The organism is Nostoc sp. (genome assembly GCF_036917615.1).
Classification (GTDB): Bacteria; Cyanobacteriota; Cyanobacteriia; order Cyanobacteriales; family Nostocaceae; genus Nostoc.
Window position 1 is genome coordinate 1 of record NZ_JBALCZ010000008.1, and the last position, 23,515, is coordinate 23,515.

Below are 23,515 nucleotides of genomic sequence, written 5' to 3' on the forward strand. Positions count from 1 at the left end.
CGATTGTCAGTGGCGGTACTGACGGCACGGTGCGGTTGTGGAACCTGCAAGGTCAGACCTTAGCTGAACCTTTGCGTGGTCATGAACGTTATGTCAATTCTGTCGCCATCAGCGCCGATGGGCAGACTATTGTCAGTGGCGGTGAAGACGGCACAGTGCGGTTGTGGTGGGGTGGCTGGCGTGCATGGTTGCAAGTCTGTTGCAACAGGTTGCGCTACCATCCCATCTTCACCAATCTGCAAACTGAGGAAGCAAAAGCCGCTTGCGAAGTCTGCCGCAAATATGTTTGGAGTAAAGAAGAAGTTAAAAGCGGGGATTAATAAGAAGAAAATAGGAAAAATAAACCTCTAATCTGCAATGTTGAAGCTCAGAACTCCAGTTTTCACCTTCAGAACTCGGCAGTTCCACCTTTTTACTCGGCAGTCCGACCTTTTTACTCGGAAGTCCGACCTTTTTACTCGGAAGTCCGACCTTTTTACTCGGCAGTTCCACCTTTTTACTCGGAAGTTCCACCTTTTTACTCGGAAGTTCGACCTTTTTACTCGGAAGTTCGACCTCTGAACTGCAATATCCTAGATCCAAGGGTCAATTATTGTGAGTGAAGGGCGATTATTTAAGAGTCAACCATAATTAATATCAAGTTCGGGTCAACCCCAAAATTAAATCTTGTAATCAACTACTTAAAACTTACTCGTAATGCGTCCACATCCGAATTATCTTAACTACTTGTTCGGATTCGATGACTTCATATACCAACCGATGCTGTATGTTTATCCTGCGAGAATATGCACCTGATAAATCACCAACCAGCTTTTCATAAGGTGGAGGATTTTGAAAGGGATTTTTTTTAAGAACTACAAGCAACTCCTCAGCTTTTTCCTTTAAATTACTAGAAGCTAACTTCTTGGCATCTTTTTGCGCTTGTTTTGTGTAAACCAACCTCCAACTCACTTCTTCAGAATTTGGAAGTGGCTCTCCATTACTGCGCTGACTCACCAATCCAACTCCTCATCGCATTCTTGGATCGGAGTTGCTAGCCCTTCTTTTATAGATTCTCCCATTCCAGGTATAGATAACAAGTAAAGAGTCTCCTGAATTGCAGACCAGTCTTTTTCCGCAAGCAGAATCGCATTACCACGTTCACCCTGAATGATCACAGGCTTACCCTGCTCTGCAACTTGGTCTATCAGCTCTTGTAAATTATTTTGAGCGTCGTTGACGGGAAGCGAAGACATCATGCTTTTTTAGCTCACGATAACTTTACTTTAGTTTATCTACGAAGTTATGCAAGTAAGTAGGGAGCGTGCGTATTAAATTATAGTGAGTGAAAAGCGATGTTTAATGACAAACCCTTTTGAATACGAAATTTCATTGATCAGAATTGCAACAACCGAGATCCAAGGGTGAATGATGGTGAATGAAAAGCGACGCCGATAGCGTACCACTTCGTGGAAGCAAGCTACGCGCAGCGTCTCGTAGAGAAGCGGTAGCGAGTCTTCTCCCAAGGGGAGACGCCAAAGGCGAACGAGCGTCATAGCCCGCCCTTAGACATCGCTTACTCTCAAATGGTAAAAAATGGGATGATTTTATGTTGAATGGTGCGATCGCAAAGAATAATATAATGTAAGTGAATTATGGTGAGTAAAGAGCCTAGGTGTAGCCCGCCGTAAGCATCGCTGCTCTTGTAGCGTAGGGGAAAGTATAAGGCTAACTCAACTAAAATCAATGTTTTAAACTGGAACTACGTTGTAAGCACTCGATGATGGCACAAATCACATTTAAGGTTGAAGCATTTTGATATTTAGACGCATTCTTATGATGTACTGATCGCAGCAACAGCACTAACTCACAATCATATTGTTGTAACATCTAATGTTCGAGAATTTCAAAGAGTACCCAGCTTGCAAATAGAGAATTGACGTTCTTCTTAAATTACATATCAATGTATTGGAAATGGGGCTTTAGACTATTAATTGTATTCTTAGGGCTATGGCTACTCCTGGATCTGGCTTCCCGCCTGGGAGCAGAGATTTTTTGGTTTCAGGAAGTCGGCTATCTCCAAGTATTTCTGTTGAGGGCGGTGACTCGTGGTGTTTTGTGGGTAGTGGTGGCTGGGATAACTGCTGCCTATCTACTGCTAAATCTGGCTCTAGCACAACGGCTAAAATATCCCCAGTCTTTGAAGATTGAGTCAGCAGAATTGGGCAGTGAATTAACAAATTTTCTCAGTCCTGATTATCCAAGACGCAACGAAACTCGGATACTTGCGCCGCAACGCTTTCAACCATTAAGATTGCGCTGGTTATTACCCCTAACTCTGGTACTGAGCTTATTGATCGGGTTGATGCTGGCTCACTATGGTCAAATTGCTCTTTACTACTGGCATTCTCCAGTTAATAACGCTAGTCTACCCATTCCCGCCCTATTCCGACCAGAGACAATCTGGCAACTCTTAAGGCAAATTGTCTCTCAAGTCTGGTATCTCGGTTTAATTGTGGGAGTAGCGATCGCCATCTTAATTTATCACCAATTTTTACTCAGAGCGATCGCAGTTTTGTCCAGTCCGATTTTTGCCTTCATCATATTTCAACACTGGCCAAAGGTGTTGCAATATTTTCACCCCACGCTTTTCAACAGCACTGAGCCTTTATTTGGTCGAGATATCAGCTTTTACGTATTTTCCTTACCCTTTTGGGAACTGCTAGAACTCTGGCTGATGGGATTATGTTTGTACGGCTTCCTCGCCGTTACTCTCACTTATCTGCTGTCAGGGGACAGTTTGAGTCAGGGAATTTTCCCTGGTTTTTCACCCCAGCAGCTGCGTCATTTATCCGCTATGGCTGGCTTATTGATGCTGGTAGTAGTTCTGAGTTATTGGCAAAGTCGCTATGAACTGGTGTATTCTACCCGTGGAGTAAGTTATGGTGCCAGCTATACGGATGTGACAGCCCAGTTGCCAGCTTACACCGTCTTGTGCATTCTGGCAGTTGCGATCGCCTTTTACCTACTTTGGCGAACATTTTTCTGGAAACCCAAATCTCAGTATCGTCCCTTGGTGTTTTACGGGTTAGGGGTTTATCTAATACTAGTTGCAGCCGCTGACGTTGTTCTACCGACTGTGGTGCAATATTTAATTGTCCAACCTAATGAGTTGCAACGAGAGCAACCCTACATTCAGCGGACTATCGCCTTGACTCGCCAAGCATTCGATTTAGAGGCGATCGATGCTAGAACCTTCAACCCACAAGGAACATTGACTGAAGCTGATATTCAAAAGAATGCCTTAACAATTCGCAATATTCGCCTGTGGGATGAGCGACCACTGTTAGAAACCAACCGTCAACTGCAACAAATTCGACCCTACTATCGGTTCCTTGATGCCGATATTGATCGATATACTCTAGTAAAAGATGAAACTTCACGCCGACCATCTGCTCCCCAAAAGCCACCAGAACCTAAGCAGGAACCAGTTGAACCAAGAGAACGGCGGCAGGTACTGATTGCGGCACGAGAATTAGACTACAGTGCCGTACCACAGGAAGCTCAAACATGGGTTAACCGCCGCCTTATTTATACGCACGGTTTTGGGTTTACTGTTAGCCCAGTTAATACAGTTGGGCCGGGTGGGCTGCCAGAATATTTTGTCAAAGATATTAGCGGTGATAGTAGCGCTCTGACAACTTCCAATGAAGCCATTCGTCAAAGTATTCCGATTGGGCAACCCCGGATTTATTACGGTGAAATTACTAATAATTATGTGATGACTGGCACAAAAGTTAGAGAGCTAGACTACCCCAGTGGTAGTGACAATGTTTACAACTCTTACGATGGTTTGGGTGGCATTGAAATCGGTTCAGCATGGCGACGCTGGCTATTTGCGATGTATTTGAAAGATTGGCAGATGGTGCTGACGCGGGACTTTTTGCCAGATACAAAGGTGCTACTTCGGCGAAATGTCAAGCAAAGAATTCAAGCGATCGCACCCTTCCTGAAATTTGATAGCGACCCTTATTTAGTGGCTGCTGCTGCTAATCAAGATTTCCCAAGTAATCTCAGTTATCTTTACTGGATTGTTGATGCCTACACGACAAGCGATCGCTATCCCTACTCAGACACTGGTAGCGATGGCATCAACTACATTCGCAACTCGATCAAGGTAGTGATTGATGCCTATCAGGGCACTGTTAAGTTTTACATTGCCGATCCAACCGATCCGATCATTGCTACTTGGTCAACGATATTTCCCAAAATGTTTAAACCGTTCAGTACAATGCCAGTAAATCTCCGCAGTCATACCCGGTATCCGGTGGACTTTTTCAAAATTCAATCTGAGCGGTTGATGACCTACCACATGACCGACCCCCAGGTATTTTACAACCGGGAAGACCAGTGGCAAATCCCCAACGAAATCTATGGCAGTGAACCCCGTCCGGTAGAGCCGTACTATTTGATTACTAGTCTACCCACCGTTACCTTTGTTGACGCAGCTTCTCGTAGAGAAGAATTTATTCTGCTTCTGCCCTATACTCCCAAACAACGGACTAATTTAATTGCTTGGTTAGCGGCGCGATCGGATGGCAAGAACTACGGTAGGCTGTTGCTATATGTCTTTCCTAAGGAACGCCTGATTTACGGGCCAGAGCAAATCGAGGCGCGGATTAACCAAGACCCCGTAATTTCCCGGCAAATTTCTTTGTGGAATCGCCAAGGGTCGAGAGCCATTCAAGGCAATCTACTAGTAATTCCCATTGAGCAATCGCTGCTGTATGTCGAGCCAATTTATCTAGAAGCCACACAGAATAGTCTGCCAACTTTGGTGCGGGTAGTCGTGGCTTACGAAAACCGGATTGTCATGGCACAAACCTTAGAACAAGCATTACAGGGAATTTTTCAACCAGAAGTTACACCAGCTTCTGCGATTATTCGTCCAGTAGAGGAAGCAGTCCCGCCAGATTAGTAGACCTCTTGCAAAAGTCCCTCTATTTCTAGAGCGTATCGTTTATCAATTACTATGTCATCAAAAACTAAATAGACCTGCTCATTTTTTTCTATTAAATCTTTAACATTATCCAAGAGTTGCCGAGGTGTTAATTTATCGTTTTTTAAATAACGATTGATTTTATCATGGCTAATCTGCTCTAAATGTGACGCTAAATTTGTAAGGATATAATTGATTTGACTACTTACCAAGTACTGGCAGTAATTAAGTTTAGTAAATCTCATTACCGTGAGCAACATTTATCTGATACATCCTCTTCTTAATCATTTGTTACTTTTGGGCTGCATCTATCTTCCCTAGTTCTTCTCGATTACACTCTAACTTAGGAACTATCGAAGCAAAAGTGAATTAAAGGTTGTCGCGGCTTCAACTTACGCTGATTTTCCGCAAGGTAATGCATCAAACTCGACTTTATCCAAATGCTGATACCATTTCTTTGTGAGGCTGCGCCAAATTTTATTGGCTTCTTATTTCTTTCTTTCTTTGTGTCCTTTGCGTCCTTTGCGGTTCGTTCCTCATTTCGTTTAGCGCATCTTCATACAGAATTGGTATGAGGTTGTGTCCCAATGATTCTTGGCGTGTCGATTAAACATAATAACGAACTTCTTTAATTCGTCAATGAACTTCTTTAACTTGTCAAAACCAAAAGCCACTGCTGTATCGCCTCGCTCGTCTAATCCTATCCACAAACGAAATCATGGCGGCATCATTTCAGTGATCGGCGTAAAAACTACTTTGCTTGGGTTTGCCTCTTTGTTAGTACTCACCGCAGCTATTTCTTCCCGGATGGCCTCAGCCCACCAAACGTCCAACCCTCAAAAGACTAACACTGGTAAGTCGATCAGTGAAAAACTTGTTGCCAACTTCCGACCCAAGCCTGATGAGGTGGTACAGCCCACGCTTCTCCCCGAAATCGGGAAATGGATGCTCAATCCGGATTTCACACCGGCTGACTGGTTGGGTGAACTCTATCAGGGGAAGACTCTAAGGGAGCCGATCAATATCATCATTGTCGATCCAGTAGCAAATTCGCCCGAAGAAGCCAAGAATCGACTGATCGCGGCTTGTACGGCAGCGGGTTATCCCAGTCGTGAAGGGCACTCAAGTGGGTATTGGGGATACATCGACGAGCAACTTCAGGCACAAATCCCGCAAAGTCAAGATCATGCTTTTTCAAACGAGCCATATATCTTCAACAATAATCATGGCAGGATCTTCGGACCTTATCGTTACAAAGGGGCGTATGTTTTTATCGGCGCATTCAGCCGTGAGAAAGTGATACCGTTCTCAAAAATTAAGCACCAGTTCGTCTCCTTCGATCAGGCGCGGGATGATTTTGCCAAGAACATTAATATAAAAACAGAGTACCAGATAAACGGGTATCTGAACTTAGATAATGCGATCGTGAATAACCCAACGCTCACGACCGGCGATTATGACGGGATGGCTGTCTTGCTGAAGGCAAAAAAGTAGCTCTTTGCAATACCGTTGCCAAATTACGAGGGTTTAACGCCCGTAGAAACGGGATGAATACGTCCTAAAACTCTACTACGACAGCCCGATCTCTTCATACTCTTTTTTTAGCGAAGGTATTGCAATGATTAATTTATTTTCTTGTATGGTTACCAATGAGTGCAGTATTGATTATAGGAAATCGCTTCGATTCTATTGATTGAGTTTCTGGCAATTTAAGAATAATTAAGACAGAGAGTTTAAGGGATTTATAGCAGGTTTTATATAAATAAAGCACTATCGGGTGGACATTGAAAAATTTCATCTCCAAGGCGGAATAACTGGAAATAAATTTTGATAAGCTTTGAGGAATTGAATTTATATTAACAGCGTTGTTGTTTTTTGAACACTGACAACAGCAAACACCCAAGTCCCATTACTACCAGCGACACTAAAGAAGCAGGTTCTGGGACAGGCTGAGGGTTTTGCAGAAGCTGATAATTAATCAGATTCCCTTGAATTGGGCTGAGTGATGCCAAAAGTTGCTCAATATCCGTAGATATATTAGTGTCATTAATACCAACACTTCTAGAAGAAATGAGTCGGTTAAACGTCTGGCTACTTGATACATCAAAATCTCCTGTTAACCCAAGAAAATTTTGACCTATTTTACCTATAAGGGAGTCAATCAGATTGTTAACATCTGTCCTTAACCCTTGGGGCAATAACTCTAAACTGCTGGGGTTATTGATGTTTTCAATGGTTGTCTTTTCACTATCCACTAGCCATTTGCTATTACCAATGATTTCATTTCCACTCGTAAAAACCCAGTTACCATTACCAATAATTGTATTGTTACTACCGAAGTCCCAATTACCATTTCCAATGGTTGCGTTGTTACTCCCGAAGTGCCAATTACCATTACCTAGTGTTGAATTATTACTTCCGTTGTCCCAATACCAGTTACCGTTACCAAGGATTGTGTTACCCTTTGCAAATAGCCAGTTGCCATTACCGATAGTTGCGTTGTCATTATTAAAGTTCCAGTTGCCATTGCCAATGGTTGCGCTGTTGCTGCCGTAATCAGAGTTAAAATTACCAATGGTTGCGTTCTTACTACCAAAGTTCCTGTTGCTCTTACCAACGGGTGCGTTGCCCTTATTAAAGGGTGGACTACCAGTACTAGTAACAGGGTTACTACTACCAGCATTAAACGTATTGCCACCGTTACTAAAGGGTATATTATTACCAAGGACTTCTCTCAACGGATCGAAAGGCGATTGTTGAAGTAGACTTCCAGCACCTGCTATAGGACTACTGTTGCTAGCAAAGGGGTTGATACCGCCACTTGCAATGATATTGCCACCGTTTAGAAATGGGTTACTTCCACCTGCTAATGTGTTGTTAGTATCCTGGAAAAAATTTTTACCCAGAAATAACTTCAAGCGATCAAAAATCAATTGCTGAAGCTTACTGCCACCATCGCCAGCAAAGGGGTTGATACCGCCACCTGGAATGGGAGTATTACCTGTAAAGGGGTTGCTACCACCCGTCAACAAGCTGCCTTCAGGATATAAACTGCTATTGGTAGCAAAGGAACTACCGCTATACAGGTTGCGATCGCCAGCGGCACTAAACCTGTTAACCTCACCATTAATGGAATTGACAGCAGACGCTTCCATCGGTACTAATTCTCCAATTTTTAGTTAAAAAATTTTGGAGTCTTCAGTACCTATTATGCTAAGTATGAATTTGCTAAACCCAAAATTTCTCTAAATAAAGGCTTTAATCATTTTTCCTGTAACTTTGACAGAAAATCTTGCCTAAAGTCCTTACTAATAAAGAGTTTCAGTGCATAACATAGTCAATATAGCATAGTATGTACTGAAGAACTCATGATTGTTTAAAAGATTCTGATGACTATCGCTACTAAGGGAACGGGATGCCGCCACCAGCACTGCCACCACCAAATGATGGCATGCCGCCACCAGCACTGCCACCACCAAATGATGGCATGCCGCCACCAGCACTGCCACCACCAAATGATGGGATTTCGCCACTAGCACCGCCACCACCAAATGATGGCATGCCGCCACCAGCACCGCTACCACCAAATGATGGCATACCGCCACCAGCACCGCTACCACCAAATGATGGCATGCCACCACCAGCACCGCCGCCACCAAATGATGGCATGCCACCACCAGATGACGGGATTACGCTGCCACCCTGTTCCTCTTTAAGCTTTGAGTTAACTAAGTTATCAATAGTAACCCTCAAACCGAATCCGTCCGGTATTTCAGTTGTGCTAATACTACCGCCCTGGCTGCCAACACCAGTCAAAGGGTCGGTGGTACTACCCTGGTTCCCAGCGCCTGCGGATGGATTTTTACCGCCTGCAAAGATATTCCAAAAGTTGTCACCAGCGAAAGGATTACCACCATAGGCTAAATCAGGCTTACTAGCACTAGCACTAGCACTACCACTACCACCAAATGGACTACCGCTACTTTCTCCCTTACCAACACCACTGAATATATTGCCAAGGTCTTTATCACTCATAACTTCACTCAAGCGACCCCAGGGTGAATCTTTCAACAGATTCTCCCCGCCAGTAGAAGAGTTCGCGGTGCCACTATTATTCAAATCTGCCATCAGGACTAATCCTCCTAATTATTAGAATAAAAATCTTGTTAGCATAGCAACAGAAAATAGACAATATTAAGTCTTGATGATGACTTTTTTGTTACTATCCTAGCAAAAGTAGTTAGTAGCTCTTGGTTGATTTTGTTATCGTAATCAAGTGTGGATAATCAAATTTTAGTCAATGCTACTTACATTTATAATTTATCTGGTTTAACTTCTAAGGACAATGAAAAATCTTTTGATAAATATATCAAAAGATTAGATATTTTTAGATGATAAATTAAGTAAATCGGCACAATAAAATCAAGCTATGTGAAGAAAATAAACGAAGCTAAAACCCTTTTCCGTCCTGCCTCCTGCCTTCTGCCTCCTGCCTTATCCCAACGATAATTATTTACGCCGACCTACTTAGAAGAATTAACTTAATTTTTAGTTAACAACATTAAAATATGATTAAATATTATATTGCAATGAAAAATCTTTTGATAAATTTGTCAAATTTTTAGATACTTAATTAATCAGCCTTGATTTGAGGCTCCATCACTTTTATCTGATGTTCCACCGCGAGACTGGTAGCAATAAATAGTACAGTCAATCCCTGAATGGCATGTTCATCCTGATCTGCAATGAACAGCATCCAATTACACAAAAGTTACAACTTGACCTGTTTTTAAGGATGCGATCGCCCTATTTTGGTAATCTACTTGTTACCTGCTTTTAAAGCTGCGATGCCTGAATCATACTTGACAATTTAAAGCGATACAGAAAGCAGTAATTTCCTTAAGTTTTAGTTACAAATCTTTGTTGCGACTCGATTCCCTATTTACAAATGTGGAAGCGCTCTGCGTCCGATAGGTAAGGTTGGTCAAAGTCATTCTCATTATCAGAGTTGAAGAGGCAAACCCTTTAACTGGTAGCTTGGGTGTAGATAATTATTCGTCTTTGAGTATTGGTGCCGAAAGATTGGGTGTTGAACTGTGCGATCGCAATTTAGTTTTAGCATTGACATATTGGATGCAACTATCAACAATCACCCTATACCTGATGGTCACTTTTTCAGTTGGCTGGGTCAAGTACAGCGCGTGCAGCAGCTGGGCGACGCTCATCTGTTGCTCATCCAAGCAGACTTGCAACTAACACCAGATAGCTTGTTACCTTCTGAGCAATTCGTCATACAGGGATATCGCCAAAATATCTGCTCTGGGGATAATGGATTTCGTGTAGCGATGGGAGATCGGATCACAGTCCAGGGCAATAGACATCTCCGAAAATTAATTATGCGTTTACCCAAACTCTTGTAGAGACGCGAGATTTCGCGTCTCTACATTCTTTTCTGGAGATGTCTATTAGGGTTTTTTGGGGCGAAAGCGCTACTACAGTCATTTTTTTTCACCTCTGGGATTTTCTATGTTAATTTTTAATTACTTTTAGCAGTATAATCTGGAAATTGAGTAGATTTGATTACAAAGTTTTAACTTCTATATTTTTTTCTGAAAACATTGTATTCTGATTATTCATTTCATCAATACTGTAGCAATGAAAAATTTGTTTCCCCTATTATTGAGTGCTATTCTCTTGAATAGCACAGTGGCTTGTAATAAAACTAGTAACCAGACCAACAGCACTCCTACTAATAATAACAAAACAGCAATAACTGATAGTACATCTAGTCAATCTAACAATCAACTATCTGTAGCAAGTGGAACAAGTTTTGATACTGTTCTTCAACAAGATATATCTACAGCGAGAAATCAAAATAATGACAGCTTTGTCTTAAAAATTAAAAATTCTTCTCAAAAAGGAGATAAAGTTTTTAAAGATGGTCAAATTCAAGGACATTTGGAAGATGTAGTCAAAGCTGCAAAAGGGAAAAAAGCGAGTTTACATTTGGTTTTTGATGATATTTCGCTAAAGAATGGAGCATCTTCTCCCATTGATGCTACTTTAACAAACACTCAGGTAGAAACAAAAACTAAAGGTAAGTTCATTCAAAATACAGGCATTGTTTTAGGCGGTGCAGTTGCCGGACATTTTCTTGGGAATCAAGCTAAATTCAAGCATGGTGGGCTAGCAGGTGGTACAGCTGCGACTGCTTTCGTTTTGTCTAGCCCTGGTGGAGAAGTTGCTCTCAAAAAAGGTACAAAGATTAAACTTAAACTTAATTCTGCTATTGGTACTACTCAATAAACCATGTATCTTGGTTCTGAGCAAATTCAAGCCTTGGGCGAAAAATTATTACCGGAATTTAACGCCCGCGCTCGTGCTATTTTACCGCGTTGTTCACAAATCAAAGTACACCGTGATTCTCCAGCTTATACATCTGGGGCAGTGCAGATAAATGTCATGGATCGGGCATGGTTCTCTATCTGGATGTTGCCAGGATACGCGGCAGATGGAATCTTACTGGTTGGAGGCTCTTGACTGTATCGGGTTCTGGATTGACCATTGTTTTCTCGTTCCCAGGCTGCTTCTGGGAACGAGGAAAACCATTATTAAGCTAGGTTTTTAAGACTTGTGTGTACACCCTAGTACGCCACGGCGTAAATAGAGCAACCATTTAAAATCCCTAAAAAGCCCATTCCATAATACTTTTGAATAAGTGGCTTTTGACTGCCAATTTTAGATTTTAGACTTCGGCTACGCCCTTCTCTACGAGAGCCTGCGCCCTAAGCGTAGCTATGCCGCAGGCTTTACGACGCCGCTCAGGCTAAACTCAGTCGAACGATTTTAGATTTTAGATCAAAGAAGAAAGAATTATTTGGTTTATGCCCCGTGCATTGTGGGCGAAATAAATCCAAAATCCAAAATCCAAAATCCAAAATCCAAAATTGATTGACTTCCGCCTTGCGGTACTAACCCCTAAAAGGGGAGAGGAATGGAAGCGAGGTTTTCCAAATAAGAGTTAAAAGTCAGATCAAAATTGACTCCTGACTAATAAATCACTATCTGAGGTTGCTCAATTGTGTCATCAGGCATGATAGTATCCCGAAACTTCGCATAAGTCAGCTTTGCCTCCCAAAGGTTTGCCTTACTCAAGTTTGCCTTGGTTAAATTTGCCCATGTCAGGTCTACACCAGTTAAGTTGGCCCCAGTCAAATTAGCTTCTAGTAATTTTGCTCCACATAGCTTTGCTCCTGTGAGATTTGCAAAACTTAAGTTAGCTTCAATCAGCGATGCTTCAATTAATTTAGCTTTACTTAAGTCTGCTTCTCTCAAATCCACATCACACAAAGAAGCACCCAAAAGATTACTACCTGTGAATTTCACCCGCCATAAAAAAGTTCCGCACAAATTTGCTCGTGTTAAATCAGCATTAATCAAATTAGCTTCACACAAAGATGCTTCATACAAATTAGCTTCACGTAAGCTAGCTTGCATCAAATTTGCGCCACTTAAATTAGCACGAGTAAGGACACAGCCAGACAAATTTGCACCACGCAAATCCGCTCCTATGAAGTTAACACCACTTAAATCAATTCCTTTCAGGTCGATTTCACTCAAGTCACATCCACTGAAATCTCGACGTTGAAAATATTTATTTGTAATTTGACTTAATATAAATTCTTGCTTATCAGCATAATTTTTCATGGTATTCACCTCTGGGTGTAATTTATCTTAAAGGTCAAGTGTGGCAGTTATCCGTATATTGAGAGTACACCCCTTCCGGAAGATCAGCTCAGTAAATAATCAAAAATAAATTCCCAAAAAATCGCCAATCACCTGAAAATAGGCTTTTGAAGTGGTTTTTAAAACAAAAAATGCTGACATAGGTTAGGAAATATTCATATAACAGTAGTTAGGAGTCATGAAGGCTAATCAATAGCGCTCAATCTGTTTGCTCCTCTGCTCCCCCAATGCCTAATGCCCAATGACTAAAATTCGCGTTGTGAAAAAATAACAATAGCGATCGCTAACAACATAGCACTATAAAATAAGCCATAGCCAGCATTTGTAATCAGTGCAGTTGTGTCAGGTAGTGCTTGCAGACCATAAACGGCATCATTTTTCAAATCTAATCGAGATAAATCTGGCAAGATGAGAAACAAACCTTGAGTTAGACGTTCCATACCAGGGTTACGGCTAAGACGCCCAATTTGTACTAAATCTTGAGTAATATTTCCGATTAAATATACCGCAAAGGTTAAAACAGTCGCTAGCAGAGAACCAGTAAAAACACCGAAGGTAATAGCCACAGCGATGATTAATGACAACTGCAAAAATAAGAAAATTGCAGCAATTAGAATGCTCACCGTTGGATGAGGAATGTTACCAAATTGCAGAAATACCAGATAAATTGCTGTCATCGTGGCGATAAGTACAGCTAGGACTGCGGATAAACCCAAGTATTTGCCGACGATAATTTCGCTGCGGCTGACAGGTTTAGCAATTAACATCAAGATAGTGCGTTTTTCAATTTCTTTATTAACCAGTCCTGTACCAACAAATATCGTAACAATTAACCCGATGGCATTCATCGCCACCATCCCAAAGTCCAAAAACATTTTGTCTTCAGTCGTAGCTGCAAATTCAGGAAGGACGCGGAAGGCAGTGGCGAGTATTAGGGCATAAAAACCAACAATATATAGGATGCGATCGCGTACCACTTCCTGAAACACATTCTTTGCCAATACAAAAATTCTGTTAATAGTCATTTGTTATTAGTCATTTGTCATTTGTCATTTGTCATTTGTCATTTGTCATCGGTTCTTACCCTTGTCCCCTCTGCCCCACTTTCCACTCCTCATTGCTGCGGAGGCGGTGCTCCAGGAATAAATTTACTGAGGCGATCGCATTCAATTTCTGCAACTGTAATTTTATTCCCTGAATTATTGGCTGCTGCAACTGGTTCAATCCGACAAGATTTTTTCAAGTAATAGCCCCTTGGGTTAGAACTCGGGCCTGTCCAAATACTTAATAAATCTAATATATATCCCGATTTAGTATTAGCTACACGCGGTTCAACGCGCCATAGTTCCTTCTCTTCATATTTACTCAGGTTCTTTTCAATTACTTCCTTACCCAGACTTCCTACTCGCTGTTTCGCATCTAGCAACCATTTCTCCACTTCCGACCAAGGTGTTTGGGCTATTTGTTCTACTACTATTGGTTGAAGTTTCTCTAGAATGACAACGCCATTTTTTGGGATTTTTACTGGTTGTTCTGTTCTGACAACAAAGGTACTACGTTTAAAAGTATCTGCCTGCAAACTGGGATATTGTCGTAACCAATTATCCATCACAAAGTAAAACTGAATCCAGCAACTTAGCAGCATACTACTAGCAACTAAAATTATGATTCTTTGGCGGTCTTCTGGCTTCGGAATTCGAGCTTTAGCGTCGGTGTCATTTCCTTCAATAAATTCTGGTATTGCTGTAATTAGTGCTGAAATTGTCGGCCAAAAAACTATTGTTCTTGGTGTAATTACATCCTGTTGATTTCCAAATGCAAAAACACTCACTAAAAATCCAGTGATCACTGCCCCGACTGGCATAAAAGTACCAGGAACTCTCAAAGGATCTTCAGTTGTATACCAAGCTGTGCCGGCAATTAAAAATAACCAACCGAAAAAGGCAATAATATCTTTGATATAACCTATAGCACAATATGAAAGTACCCAAGAGAAAATACTCAAATAAATAAATGTCTGCCAAGAATAAGCTTTGGGTGGAACTAATACCTTTCTAATTCCCGCATAAAGCCCTTCAGTAAATTTAAAAACCCCAAATACATCTTTAAATAGCGTATTCATATTCCTCCTTCCACTTGATTCATAAATCCCTATTTTTCATCGTAATTAAACAAGTCAATCTTGCTATTTCGAACGAAATAATAAAATAATTGTGATCACACTATAACTCAGTGAATTCGCTATTAATGTAGTAGTAACTAAATTGCCACTTTGTAATCTAAGATTGCTAAAACTACGCCATCGCCGCCGTTGAGATGTTTGAGGTTCCTCTTCTTTTTTAGCAATTGGTTCATTTAATGATAGTAGTAAAACTCTTAGAAGAAAAAACTTGATCAAAAAAGTAGCAAAGAAAATTATAAAGGCCGTTAAGATAATTAAACTTTGTGTCTTTGGAGATTTAAAATTATTAAAGAACATATAGTTAATTAATTCTGATTTTACCTGGATCGGCAACATTGGTTCTGATACAAAAAATATTGACCAACCAATTACACTCGAAAACACATTGATAGAAATAGCATAAAAAGTGCTGGATTTTTTGTCAAATTTTAGTCGATAGTGCAAAACATATGCTTCGATAGAGATGGCAATCAGTACAAATAAAAAGTCAAACAGAATTCCACCAATAGGAAAAATCCTGGGAAGCATCCAATTTTCAGGCATAAATGGTCAAAGGTAAGGGTTAGCTGTAGAGAGTATAACTGGGATAGTGAGGGTGATGGGGGAAATTATCACATTGTTCTTGTCCTTTAAGTAGCTGGTGTGCAAGTATTCTTTTATTGATATTGTTAATACATTGTACGGAGGCGCTAAAGGGGCAGTTTCTAAGATGAGAGTACAAGACGTTAGGTAAGATTAAAGACTGCCACGTTATAGCTTTTCCAGAGATGACAAGGAACGGTATTGGTATTCGGACGGCGCAAGTGCGTCAAGAACGGCTCATTGGTCAAATCCACGTTTACGATGGCGTGGGTAAAGGTAAGTCTCAAGCGGCTTTGGGGGTGGTTTTGCGCTCCATTGGCTTGGGGATAAATACGCCTAGCAATTCTAACCGCGTTTTACTGCTGCGATTTTTAAAAGGGCCGGAACGTGATTATGACGAAGATGGCGCGATCGCAGCTTTGCAGCGTGGGTTTCCCCATTTAATTGATCAGGTTCGTACTGGGAGAGCGGAATTTTTTGGGCATGAGGAAATCACCACTTTTGACCGAGATGAAGCGAGGCGGGGTTGGGATGTGGCCAAAGGTGCGATCGCCAGTGGTTTATATTCAGTTGTCGTCTTTGATGAAATTAACCCCGTTCTGGATTTGGGTTTGCTACCAGTAGATGAAGTGGTAAATACATTAAAATCCAAACCCCAAGAGTTGGAAATCATTGCTACCGGACGCGCCGCACCGCAAAAGCTGCTCGATATTGCAGATTTGCACTCAGAAATGAAACCCCAACACCACCCAACAGCCAAAGCCCTCTTCCTTGAAGGTATTGAAATTTATACTGGTGCTGGTAAAGGTAAGTCTACTAGTGCTTTGGGCAAAGCCTTACAGGCAATTGGTAGGGGAATCAATCATCCCGGATCTACCCGTGTGTTGATTATGCAGTGGCTAAAAGGTGGTACTGGCTACACAGAAGACGCAGCGATCGCCGCCTTGCAGCAGTCATATCCAGAAGTGGTGGATCATCAGCGCTGTGGTCGAGATGCGATCGTCTGGCGAAATTCCCGGCAAGAATTAGACTACGTAGAAGCCGAACGGGGTTGGGAAATTGCTAAAGTTGCGATCGCCTCTGGTCTATATAAAACAATTATTCTTGATGAACTCAATCCCACCGTTGACTTAGAACTACTCCCTGTTGAACCCATTGTTCAAGCTTTACTCCGCAAACCCCGCGACACCGAAATCATTATCACTGGTCGCTGTCAAAATCCACCCGCCTACTTCGACTTGGCTAGCGTCCACTCAGAGGTTTATTGCCACAAACACTATGCCAATCAAGGTGTAGAACTTAAACGAGGGGTAGATTTTTAGGCGTTGCTGATTATGTTGATATGCTAGATTCTCTAGAAACATAACAAATTTGTTTACCATTTTGGTAAACTTATATTAGTCTAGTAACGCCTGGAAATCACCTTTGCTGACGGCAAGCTGCAAAACCTATGCGAACAACAAAAGTTAGCAAAAACAAACTTGGGTGCAAACTGTGCCAAGAAATTAAGAACGCAGTTGGCTATTCTAGGTGCTGCTAGTTGTGTCACGGAATTAGTTAGAGGTCATCCCCATCACTTAAAAGGAGATAAAGCAGGTGAATTTGCAGTAAACCTGGAAGGTGGTAAAAGACTTGTATTTAAGCCAGATAACGGCCCCATCCCCCTTACCGAGGATGGAAGCATTGATTGGTCAAAAGTTACTGCTGTTTGTATTGAATTCAATTGGAGATTACCATGACTAAGATAACCCGACCATTCACTCCAGATTGGGTATCTTCTCCCGGTGATGCCATCGCTGATTTATTAGAAGAGCGTGATTGGACACAGGCACAATTAGCAGAGCGTTTAGGCTACACCACAAAACATATTAGCCAGTTGATCAATGGCAAAGCGCCGATCAATGAAGAAACAGCCCTGAAGCTAGAACGGGTTATGGGTAGTACAGCAGCATTCTGGCTCAGATATGAAGCCCAATATCGCGCCGCTTTGGCAAGGAAAGAAGAAGAAAACCGCTTAAAGGGGTGGACATCTTGGTTAGATCAGTTACCAGTCAAAGACTTGATGAACCAAGGTGTAATTCCTAAGTGCCGTTTAATTGCCAAGAATAAGCCTGGTTTGGTAAAAAAGTTACTGCAATTTTTCGGTGTTGCCTCGCCGTCAGATTGGCAGAATTATTATGCAGGTATGGAAGTTGCTTTTCGTCGGACACGCGAAGAGCAAAGTGATGTTGGTGCTATTTCCACTTGGTTACGGTTGGGGGAAATAAGAGCAGAACAACTAAACTGTCCCAAGTACAGTAAACCAAAATTTGAAAAAGCGGTGCGGGAAATTCGCACTTTGACGGTGTTACCGCCAGAGGAATTTGAACCACAGATGCAAAAGATGTGCTGGGAAGCAGGGGTTGTGCTTGTTTTAGTACCATCAATCAAGAAAGCGCACGTCAGTGGTGTCGCCCGGTGGTTAAACCCGCATAAGGCACTGATTCGACTTTCGCTTTACGGTAAAACCAATGACCGCTTCTGGTTTAATTTTTTCCATGAAGCAGCACATATTCTACTACATGATAAGGAAAATATTTTTCTTGATGAATGCAATAGTGGGGAAAGTTTGAAATCGGAGCAGGAACGCCAAGCAGATCAATGGTCGCGGGAATTTTTGATCCCACCTAAGTATGAGGGGGAATTAGCAAAGCTTAAATCTGAAACCGATGTGATTGATTTTGCGGAGCGTATCGGTATTCATTCGGCTATTGTTGTGGGTCGGCTGCAACACGATCATCTAATTGATCCGTCTTGGATGAATGGTTTAAAGGTGAGTTTGCATTTTCAAAGTATAGAATAAGCAGACGATAATACAAACCGATACGTTAATTTAAAATTTAAAATTTGGTGAAGTTTGGCGCACTACCGAGAATTTTTGCTTTTGGGTAGTAGAATATTTTGCACAAAGCGATCGCGTCCTGCTGCCTTTGCTTGATACAACGCCCAATCCGTTGTGGTAATCATTTCTTCCAAGTCAGAATCTCGCTGAGGAATTTCTGTAGTGAACCCGACACTAATGGTTACATGAGGACTAACTTGGGAATTTTTATGAGGAATTGCTAGTGTTCGGACAGCATGGCAAATTTTGTCGGCAACATAAGTCGCCCCCTCGGTGTCTGTGTTAGGTAAAATCACAGCAAATTCTTCCCCACCATAACGGGCAACTAGGTCTCCGGGACGTTTAATAATATCTTTGATAGCTTTAGCAATTTCTTGAAGACAGCGATCGCCTACCCGATGACCATAGGTATCGTTATATAATTTGAAGAAATCTACATCGCAAAGAATCAGGGAGAGCGGACGTTGATCGCGTTTTAGGCGCTGCCACTCTTGGTTAAAATACTCTTCAAACCGTCGGCGGTTAGCTACTTGAGTTAATCCATCGATAGTAACTAATCGCTGCAATTCCAGATTAACGGCTTCCAGTTTTTGCTGTAACTGAGATTGTTGAATCAAGCGTTTTACGCGTTGTCGCAAAACTGGCCAGTGAATCGGTTTGGTAACATAATCCATTGCCCCCACTTCAAATGCACGGTCAACTGACTCTTGATCTTCAAGTCCTGTAATCATTAAAACTGGAGTGTGCTTGCTACAATCAAGACATTGTAATTGAGTGCAACACTCGAACCCATCCATATCCGGCATCATGGCATCAAGGAGTACTATATCAGGGTGCAGTTGGTTAAAAACTGTTATTGCCTCTGTGCCATTTTGAGCTTCTACTATTTGATACCCTTCCCGCTCCAAGAAATGTCGCAATATCAGGCGGATAAAAGGTTCATCATCAACAACTAGAACTAAAGATTGACTTTCTTGAGGATTGGCTTTCATGGTACTTCCTTGGCAAGTTCTTTTTGTAAGGCAGTTTTAACTTGTTCATATTCCTGATATAGTTGTGAAAATAATTCTAGGCTGTTTTCTAATTTACTGCTGCGTCCTTGTGTTTCTAACACCCTGCAAAGCTGCGCCAGAGCCATCGCTCCAACAGAAGCACTGCTGGACTTGAGTTGGTGGGCTGTCTTCCATATAGTCTGGGTGTCCTGAGTTGTGATAGCTGTACTAATATATTGCATCAGTCTCGGTGTTTCTGTAAGATAATACTCAATCAGTTCAGCAAATGCCACACGATCTCCTTTGAGCATATTCCGCAAGGATTGGAGAATTTTGGCATCAATTTTGGTGGTTTTAAATGTCTGGTTTTGCCCTGACTGGAGGATATTTTGCGAAGGTTGCAATTCTAAGCTCATCACTTTACCAAGTTTTACTATGGAAGTAAATTCCGAACTTCTTTGGGGTGGACATTTGGTGAGTGCCTGAGCTAACTCTTGAAGCTGAATAGGTTTGCTAATGTAGTCATCCATACCAGCAGCAAGACAGACTTCGCGATCGCCCCGCATTGCATTGGCAGTTATGGCAATGATATGGGGACGAAAACCCACTCCCCATTCTTGACAGATTCTCCGAGTTGCTTCTAACCCATCCATTTCAGGCATATGGACATCCATCAACACTACGTCATAAAACTGTTTTTGCAAAACCTTGAGCACTTCTAGCCCATTGGTTACGACATCCGCCCCATAACCCATTTTCTGTAGCATCAGTAAGACAACTTTCTGATTGACAACCGTGTCCTCTGCCAGAAGAATCCGCAGTGGCAGTCGATGGGCCAAATGCTGATCGACCAAGGGAAAATGAGAAATACTGGCTTGGATCGGCTGATTACCCAAAACACGGGTAAAACAAAAGTAGAGTTGAGAGTGTTTGATGGGTTTACTCAAAGAGGCAGCAAACTGGACATCATTAAAGTTAGAGGAAGTTTCTACTCTATCCAAAGAAGTCAGAATCACCAAAGGCAGATTTTGACAACCAGATTGCTTGCGGATTTCACGAGCTAGGGTTATGCCATCCATTTCCGGCATTTGCATATCTAAAATGGCAATATCAAACTGCGTTCCCTGAGCAAGTTCAGCTAAAGCTTCTTTACCAGATTTGGCAGCATAAGTTTCCATCTTCCAAGACTCTGCTTGTAAGCTGAGAATTTGGCGATTCGTCAGATTCTCATCCACAATCAACAGTCGCTTGGACGCAAGCTGCACTGGCGAAGTGCTTAATTCAGCTTGTTCTAACTGAACAGCCACTTTGGTTGTAATGGTGAAATAGAATGTTGAACCTTGGGAAGAGTCAGGAGATGAGAATAGTTTTCCACTTTCCCATCTAGGGCTAGGATTGCCACCAACAAACCCCTGGCTTTCCACCCAAAGGGTGCTGCCCATCATCTTACTTAGCCGCTTGCTGATCATCAATCCTAGCCCTGTGCCGCCATATTGTCGAGTCATGGAGACATCAGCTTGAGTGAAGGGTTGAAATAATCGCTCTATCTTCTCTGGTGCGATGCCAATACCTGTATCTTTGATCGCAAATTGGATTTCGTAGAGAAATTGCTCTTTGACAACAGGTATCGCAGACTGGGAAGAAGTTTCTTTATCCAAATCAAGAGTCCGCAGCTCAACAGAGAGTACCACTTCTCCGTTTTCAGTAAACTTTATGGCATTGTTGAGGAGGTTCATCAAGACTTGGCGCAGACGAGTCAAATCGCCGATGATCTGAGTGGGAACTTGCGGCTGGATCAGGTAAGCTAGTTCGATATCCTTTTTGGCAGCTTTAGGAGCTAAAAGGGAAATAGCCTGCTCCACACAAGCTCTTAAATCAAAAGGCTGTTTTTCTAATTCCGGCTTGCCCGACTCAATCTTGGAGAAATCTAAAATATCCTTGATGATGGTGAGCAAAGCATCTTTGCTACTGCGAACTGTTTCCACAAAGTCTTGCTGTTCAGGGGTGAGGTTAGTATACAGCAGTAGATTGGTCATGCCAATAACAGCATTCATTGGAATCCGAATTTCGTGGCTCATCATCGCCAAAAACTCACTTTTTGCCCGATTTGCAGCTTCTGCCTGACGTTTTGCCTGCTCCAAGGCAAAGTTTTTCACGTTGGCGCGTTTCTTGTTCCAGTAAGTGAGCCTGTGCTAGGGCAATACCCAGTTGAGCCGCCACTGCTTCTAGTAACGGGACTTAAACATTTTTAAGGGAAAAACAAGCCTCAAACCTATGCAGGGTAAGGGAAATACACCAAAGGCTCAAAAATAGCCCAAACCCAGATATATGAAGAAGCTAACCAAAGCGATGTCAAAGTGTTTCTGTATATAGATTTGAGGCTATTTTTGGGGTATTTTTTGTCTAAGTCCCACTAATTGATTGCTGTTATCCGTTGGTTACTTGCTTCATCGCCAGAGTAAAATAGATTGATAATGTCAGCGTGACAACAACCAATAACCCTGCAATCAATACTACTTGTGTTAATAATCCTGGAATTTGGATTAAGAGTCTCTGCCAGAGTAGAACTACAGAGATTAAGCAGAAAATCCCCAGCAATAGCGCTAGTATTCTCGTTTGCGGAAAAATTTCACAGTTTTGAACCAGTCATCTCGGTGCTGTTTGACTACTTATTAACCCTCCAGCACTTTCAGGGCTTATTGCTCTAACTTTTACTTTTAAGTAATTTAAAATATCAATAGCAAGGGGACAATTACGGAATTTACTTTTAAGTAAAATATTTGTATATAATCTTGGCAGAAAAACTTAATAACTTCTGGTTATAATTACCATTTTTTGATAGCAGCAAATTGTCCCTACTAGTAGACTGTGGCGTCAGTTTGTCTACGTTTAACAAGGGAATTTTGCCCCAAGTCTTGTTAATTGAGGAATTTTTGAGTGAAGCGTGAATTGCAATCTGGAGTTGTAAATGATGTCTTTGAGGGGCTACGCCTACGCATTTTTAATTCTTTTATCATAACCCTAACTTTACCACAAATGCGTAGAAATCCAGAGGCAGGATTCCTGTACCCCTACTTTTAAGCAAGCTACGCCTATGATCACAAGAAAAGGGTAGTGAGGATTAAGAGCAAGGGTTAAAGGGATTGAATTTTCTTTTTCCCCTTAACCCTTCCCTTTTCACCACAAGAGTGCAAAAGTCCTTTTTGCAAGAGATGCTTATTAACAGAGTGAGCAGAAAGCGTCCGTTATGCGAACACAATTCAGAACGAAAATCTCTTTCCCTGTTCCCTGTCACCTGTAAGCTGTTCCCTATTTTCAAGATAGGTCTATTTCTATTGCCTATACTTATACTTTAAATCACAGCTTCTTGGCGTTGACAATCAAAAACAACCATGTAGGAAGCATTTGGTATTTCCTGAGGGAGGTGCCGCATATAGCCATCAGCATCAGAACGGGTGCGGAAGCGAGCAACAATTTCTTGTTGCGTATTAGGAAGTAGACGAGCGATCGCCCAAGAATTGAGGCGTTCTTTATAGGCAATAGCCTGATTGTCTGATTTGGAAGCTTTGTTATCCGTATTTTCTGGCATAATTATGTTATCCGTATGAAGTTTCATGAAGGGCGTTAATTAGTTTCTAGGTAGGAATGCACTAACGCTTTTTTAATGCTGCTGCCACCTTGTTATTCGATTATTTATAGATTGTCAACACTTAGCGCTATATTTTAGACCAACTAAGTTGGAATTTTCGGGTGGCTATGAATCTCAAAGCCTTAATTTGCAATTGTTTCCAGGACACAACAATGCTCAACTAGAAAGTTTGGCAATCATTGGGTTTGCATGATTTGTATGCATACACATAAGTAAAGTCCGTATCAGTGTTAAAATGAACATTAATGTCTGAAAAAATACTATTAAAAATGCATCATTTAGTGAACAAACGAAAAGAGTATAAAATTTATATCTCAAAGTTCTCAAAGCACTTGAAAATGAGAATAACAGAGAAAAACGTTGATTTTGATTACAGGCGGAGCAACTGCTGCTCCGCTTCTGAATTTTTCTTGGTTGAGTCGATGGGGGATGTTATTCCCCGCACCTCTCAGTTAGATCCGGACGTGCGCGTTTCCGTGCATCCGGCTCCCGATGTTCTTAGCTT

Annotated in this window: 21 protein-coding genes and 2 pseudogenes; 10 read left to right on the plus strand and 13 right to left on the minus strand. The window is 41.7% G+C overall.

What is annotated here, in order from left to right:
* A partial coding sequence (locus V7K85_RS00670) for a WD40 repeat domain-containing protein (protein WP_442940528.1) occupies positions 1–320 on the plus strand: 320 nt, incomplete at its 5' end.
* 367 nt (positions 321–687) lie between these two features.
* Here V7K85_RS00670 and V7K85_RS00675 read toward each other — a convergent pair.
* Positions 688–996, minus strand: coding sequence for a Txe/YoeB family addiction module toxin (locus tag V7K85_RS00675; protein WP_334810741.1), 309 nt, complete (start codon positions 994–996; stop codon positions 688–690).
* On the minus strand, positions 993–1,238 hold the full coding sequence (locus V7K85_RS00680; RefSeq protein ID WP_225892282.1) for a type II toxin-antitoxin system Phd/YefM family antitoxin: 246 nt from the start codon (positions 1,236–1,238) through the stop codon (positions 993–995). The genes V7K85_RS00675 and V7K85_RS00680 overlap by 4 nt, the downstream gene beginning before the upstream one ends.
* Before the next feature lie 704 nt (positions 1,239–1,942).
* Between V7K85_RS00680 and V7K85_RS00690 the strand changes: the two genes are divergently transcribed.
* Positions 1,943–4,957, plus strand: coding sequence for a UPF0182 family protein (locus V7K85_RS00690; RefSeq protein ID WP_334810742.1), 3,015 nt, complete (start codon positions 1,943–1,945; stop codon positions 4,955–4,957).
* A gap of 20 nt (positions 4,958–4,977) precedes the next feature.
* On the opposite strand, the pseudogene V7K85_RS36325 reads toward V7K85_RS00690, so the two are convergent.
* Positions 4,978–5,223 (minus strand): annotated as a pseudogene (locus V7K85_RS36325) (IS701 family transposase); the annotation flags it as partial.
* 394 nt (positions 5,224–5,617) lie between these two features.
* On the opposite strand from V7K85_RS36325, the gene V7K85_RS00695 reads away from it, so the two are divergent.
* A complete protein-coding gene (locus V7K85_RS00695; RefSeq protein ID WP_334810743.1) occupies positions 5,618–6,472 on the plus strand; it encodes a hypothetical protein in 855 nt (284 codons plus the stop codon).
* A gap of 362 nt (positions 6,473–6,834) precedes the next feature.
* Here the strand turns inward: V7K85_RS00695 and V7K85_RS00700 are convergent, their stop codons facing one another.
* The 3 genes from V7K85_RS00700 to V7K85_RS00710 form a co-directional block, all read right to left on the minus strand.
* Positions 6,835–8,133, minus strand: coding sequence for a hypothetical protein (locus tag V7K85_RS00700; protein WP_334810744.1), 1,299 nt, complete (start codon positions 8,131–8,133; stop codon positions 6,835–6,837).
* 247 nt (positions 8,134–8,380) lie between these two features.
* Positions 8,381–9,106 (minus strand): hypothetical protein, encoded by a 726-nt coding sequence (locus V7K85_RS00705; RefSeq protein WP_334810745.1) that lies wholly within the window; start codon positions 9,104–9,106, stop codon positions 8,381–8,383.
* A gap of 505 nt (positions 9,107–9,611) precedes the next feature.
* The gene (locus V7K85_RS00710) at positions 9,612–9,734 is read right to left on the minus strand and encodes a hypothetical protein (protein ID WP_334810746.1); all 123 of its coding nucleotides are present in this window, start codon (positions 9,732–9,734) and stop codon (positions 9,612–9,614) included.
* A gap of 340 nt (positions 9,735–10,074) precedes the next feature.
* On the opposite strand from V7K85_RS00710, the gene V7K85_RS00715 reads away from it, so the two are divergent.
* From V7K85_RS00715 to V7K85_RS00725, 3 genes are all read left to right on the plus strand, one after another.
* The gene (locus V7K85_RS00715) at positions 10,075–10,398 is read left to right on the plus strand and encodes a hypothetical protein (RefSeq protein ID WP_334810747.1); all 324 of its coding nucleotides are present in this window, start codon (positions 10,075–10,077) and stop codon (positions 10,396–10,398) included.
* Positions 10,399–10,633: 235 nt separating this feature from the next.
* Complete coding sequence (locus V7K85_RS00720; protein WP_334810748.1) at positions 10,634–11,284, plus strand: hypothetical protein; 651 nt, start codon at positions 10,634–10,636, stop codon at positions 11,282–11,284.
* A gap of 3 nt (positions 11,285–11,287) precedes the next feature.
* Positions 11,288–11,518, plus strand: coding sequence for a hypothetical protein (locus tag V7K85_RS00725; protein ID WP_334810749.1), 231 nt, complete (start codon positions 11,288–11,290; stop codon positions 11,516–11,518).
* A gap of 510 nt (positions 11,519–12,028) precedes the next feature.
* Here V7K85_RS00725 and V7K85_RS00730 read toward each other — a convergent pair.
* The 4 genes from V7K85_RS00730 to fraC form a co-directional block, all read right to left on the minus strand.
* On the minus strand, positions 12,029–12,685 hold the full coding sequence (locus tag V7K85_RS00730) for a pentapeptide repeat-containing protein (protein ID WP_334810750.1): 657 nt from the start codon (positions 12,683–12,685) through the stop codon (positions 12,029–12,031).
* A gap of 284 nt (positions 12,686–12,969) precedes the next feature.
* A complete protein-coding gene (locus V7K85_RS00735; protein ID WP_334810751.1) occupies positions 12,970–13,749 on the minus strand; it encodes an ABC transporter permease in 780 nt (259 codons plus the stop codon).
* Positions 13,750–13,838: 89 nt separating this feature from the next.
* Positions 13,839–14,846 carry a septal junction protein FraD gene (fraD, locus tag V7K85_RS00740; protein ID WP_334810752.1) on the minus strand — a complete coding sequence of 336 codons (1,008 nt, stop codon included), beginning with the start codon at positions 14,844–14,846 and terminating at the stop codon, positions 13,839–13,841.
* A 63-nt stretch (positions 14,847–14,909) separates the two neighbouring features.
* Positions 14,910–15,449, minus strand: coding sequence for a filament integrity protein FraC (fraC, locus tag V7K85_RS00745; protein ID WP_334810753.1), 540 nt, complete (start codon positions 15,447–15,449; stop codon positions 14,910–14,912).
* A 224-nt stretch (positions 15,450–15,673) separates the two neighbouring features.
* Here fraC and V7K85_RS00750 point away from each other — a divergent pair, with 224 nt between their 5' ends.
* The 3 genes from V7K85_RS00750 to V7K85_RS00760 all read left to right on the plus strand — a co-directional run bounded on the left by V7K85_RS00750 (position 15,674) and on the right by V7K85_RS00760 (position 18,330).
* Positions 15,674–16,810 carry a cob(I)yrinic acid a,c-diamide adenosyltransferase gene (locus tag V7K85_RS00750; protein ID WP_334810754.1) on the plus strand — a complete coding sequence of 379 codons (1,137 nt, stop codon included), beginning with the start codon at positions 15,674–15,676 and terminating at the stop codon, positions 16,808–16,810.
* 195 nt (positions 16,811–17,005) lie between these two features.
* The gene (locus V7K85_RS00755) at positions 17,006–17,227 is read left to right on the plus strand and encodes a hypothetical protein (RefSeq protein WP_334810755.1); all 222 of its coding nucleotides are present in this window, start codon (positions 17,006–17,008) and stop codon (positions 17,225–17,227) included.
* Entirely contained in the window at positions 17,224–18,330 is a 1,107-nt protein-coding gene (locus V7K85_RS00760) for a HigA family addiction module antitoxin (protein ID WP_334810756.1), read from the plus strand. The genes V7K85_RS00755 and V7K85_RS00760 overlap by 4 nt, the downstream gene beginning before the upstream one ends.
* A 62-nt stretch (positions 18,331–18,392) precedes the next feature.
* On the opposite strand, the gene V7K85_RS00765 is transcribed toward V7K85_RS00760, so the two are convergent.
* The 3 genes and pseudogenes from V7K85_RS00765 to V7K85_RS00775 form a co-directional block, all read right to left on the minus strand.
* Positions 18,393–19,361, minus strand: a complete 969-nt coding sequence (locus V7K85_RS00765) for a PleD family two-component system response regulator (RefSeq protein ID WP_334810757.1) — start codon at positions 19,359–19,361, stop codon at positions 18,393–18,395.
* Positions 19,358–21,599, minus strand: a pseudogene (locus V7K85_RS00770) (response regulator); the annotation flags it as partial. The gene V7K85_RS00765 and the pseudogene V7K85_RS00770, both read right to left, overlap by 4 nt.
* A 1,114-nt stretch (positions 21,600–22,713) precedes the next feature.
* The gene (locus V7K85_RS00775; protein ID WP_334711485.1) at positions 22,714–22,950 is read right to left on the minus strand and encodes a hypothetical protein; all 237 of its coding nucleotides are present in this window, start codon (positions 22,948–22,950) and stop codon (positions 22,714–22,716) included.
* Positions 22,951–23,255: 305 nt separating this feature from the next.
* Between V7K85_RS00775 and V7K85_RS00780 the strand changes: the two genes are divergently transcribed.
* A partial coding sequence (locus V7K85_RS00780) for a hypothetical protein (RefSeq protein WP_334810759.1) occupies positions 23,256–23,515 on the plus strand: 260 nt, incomplete at its 3' end.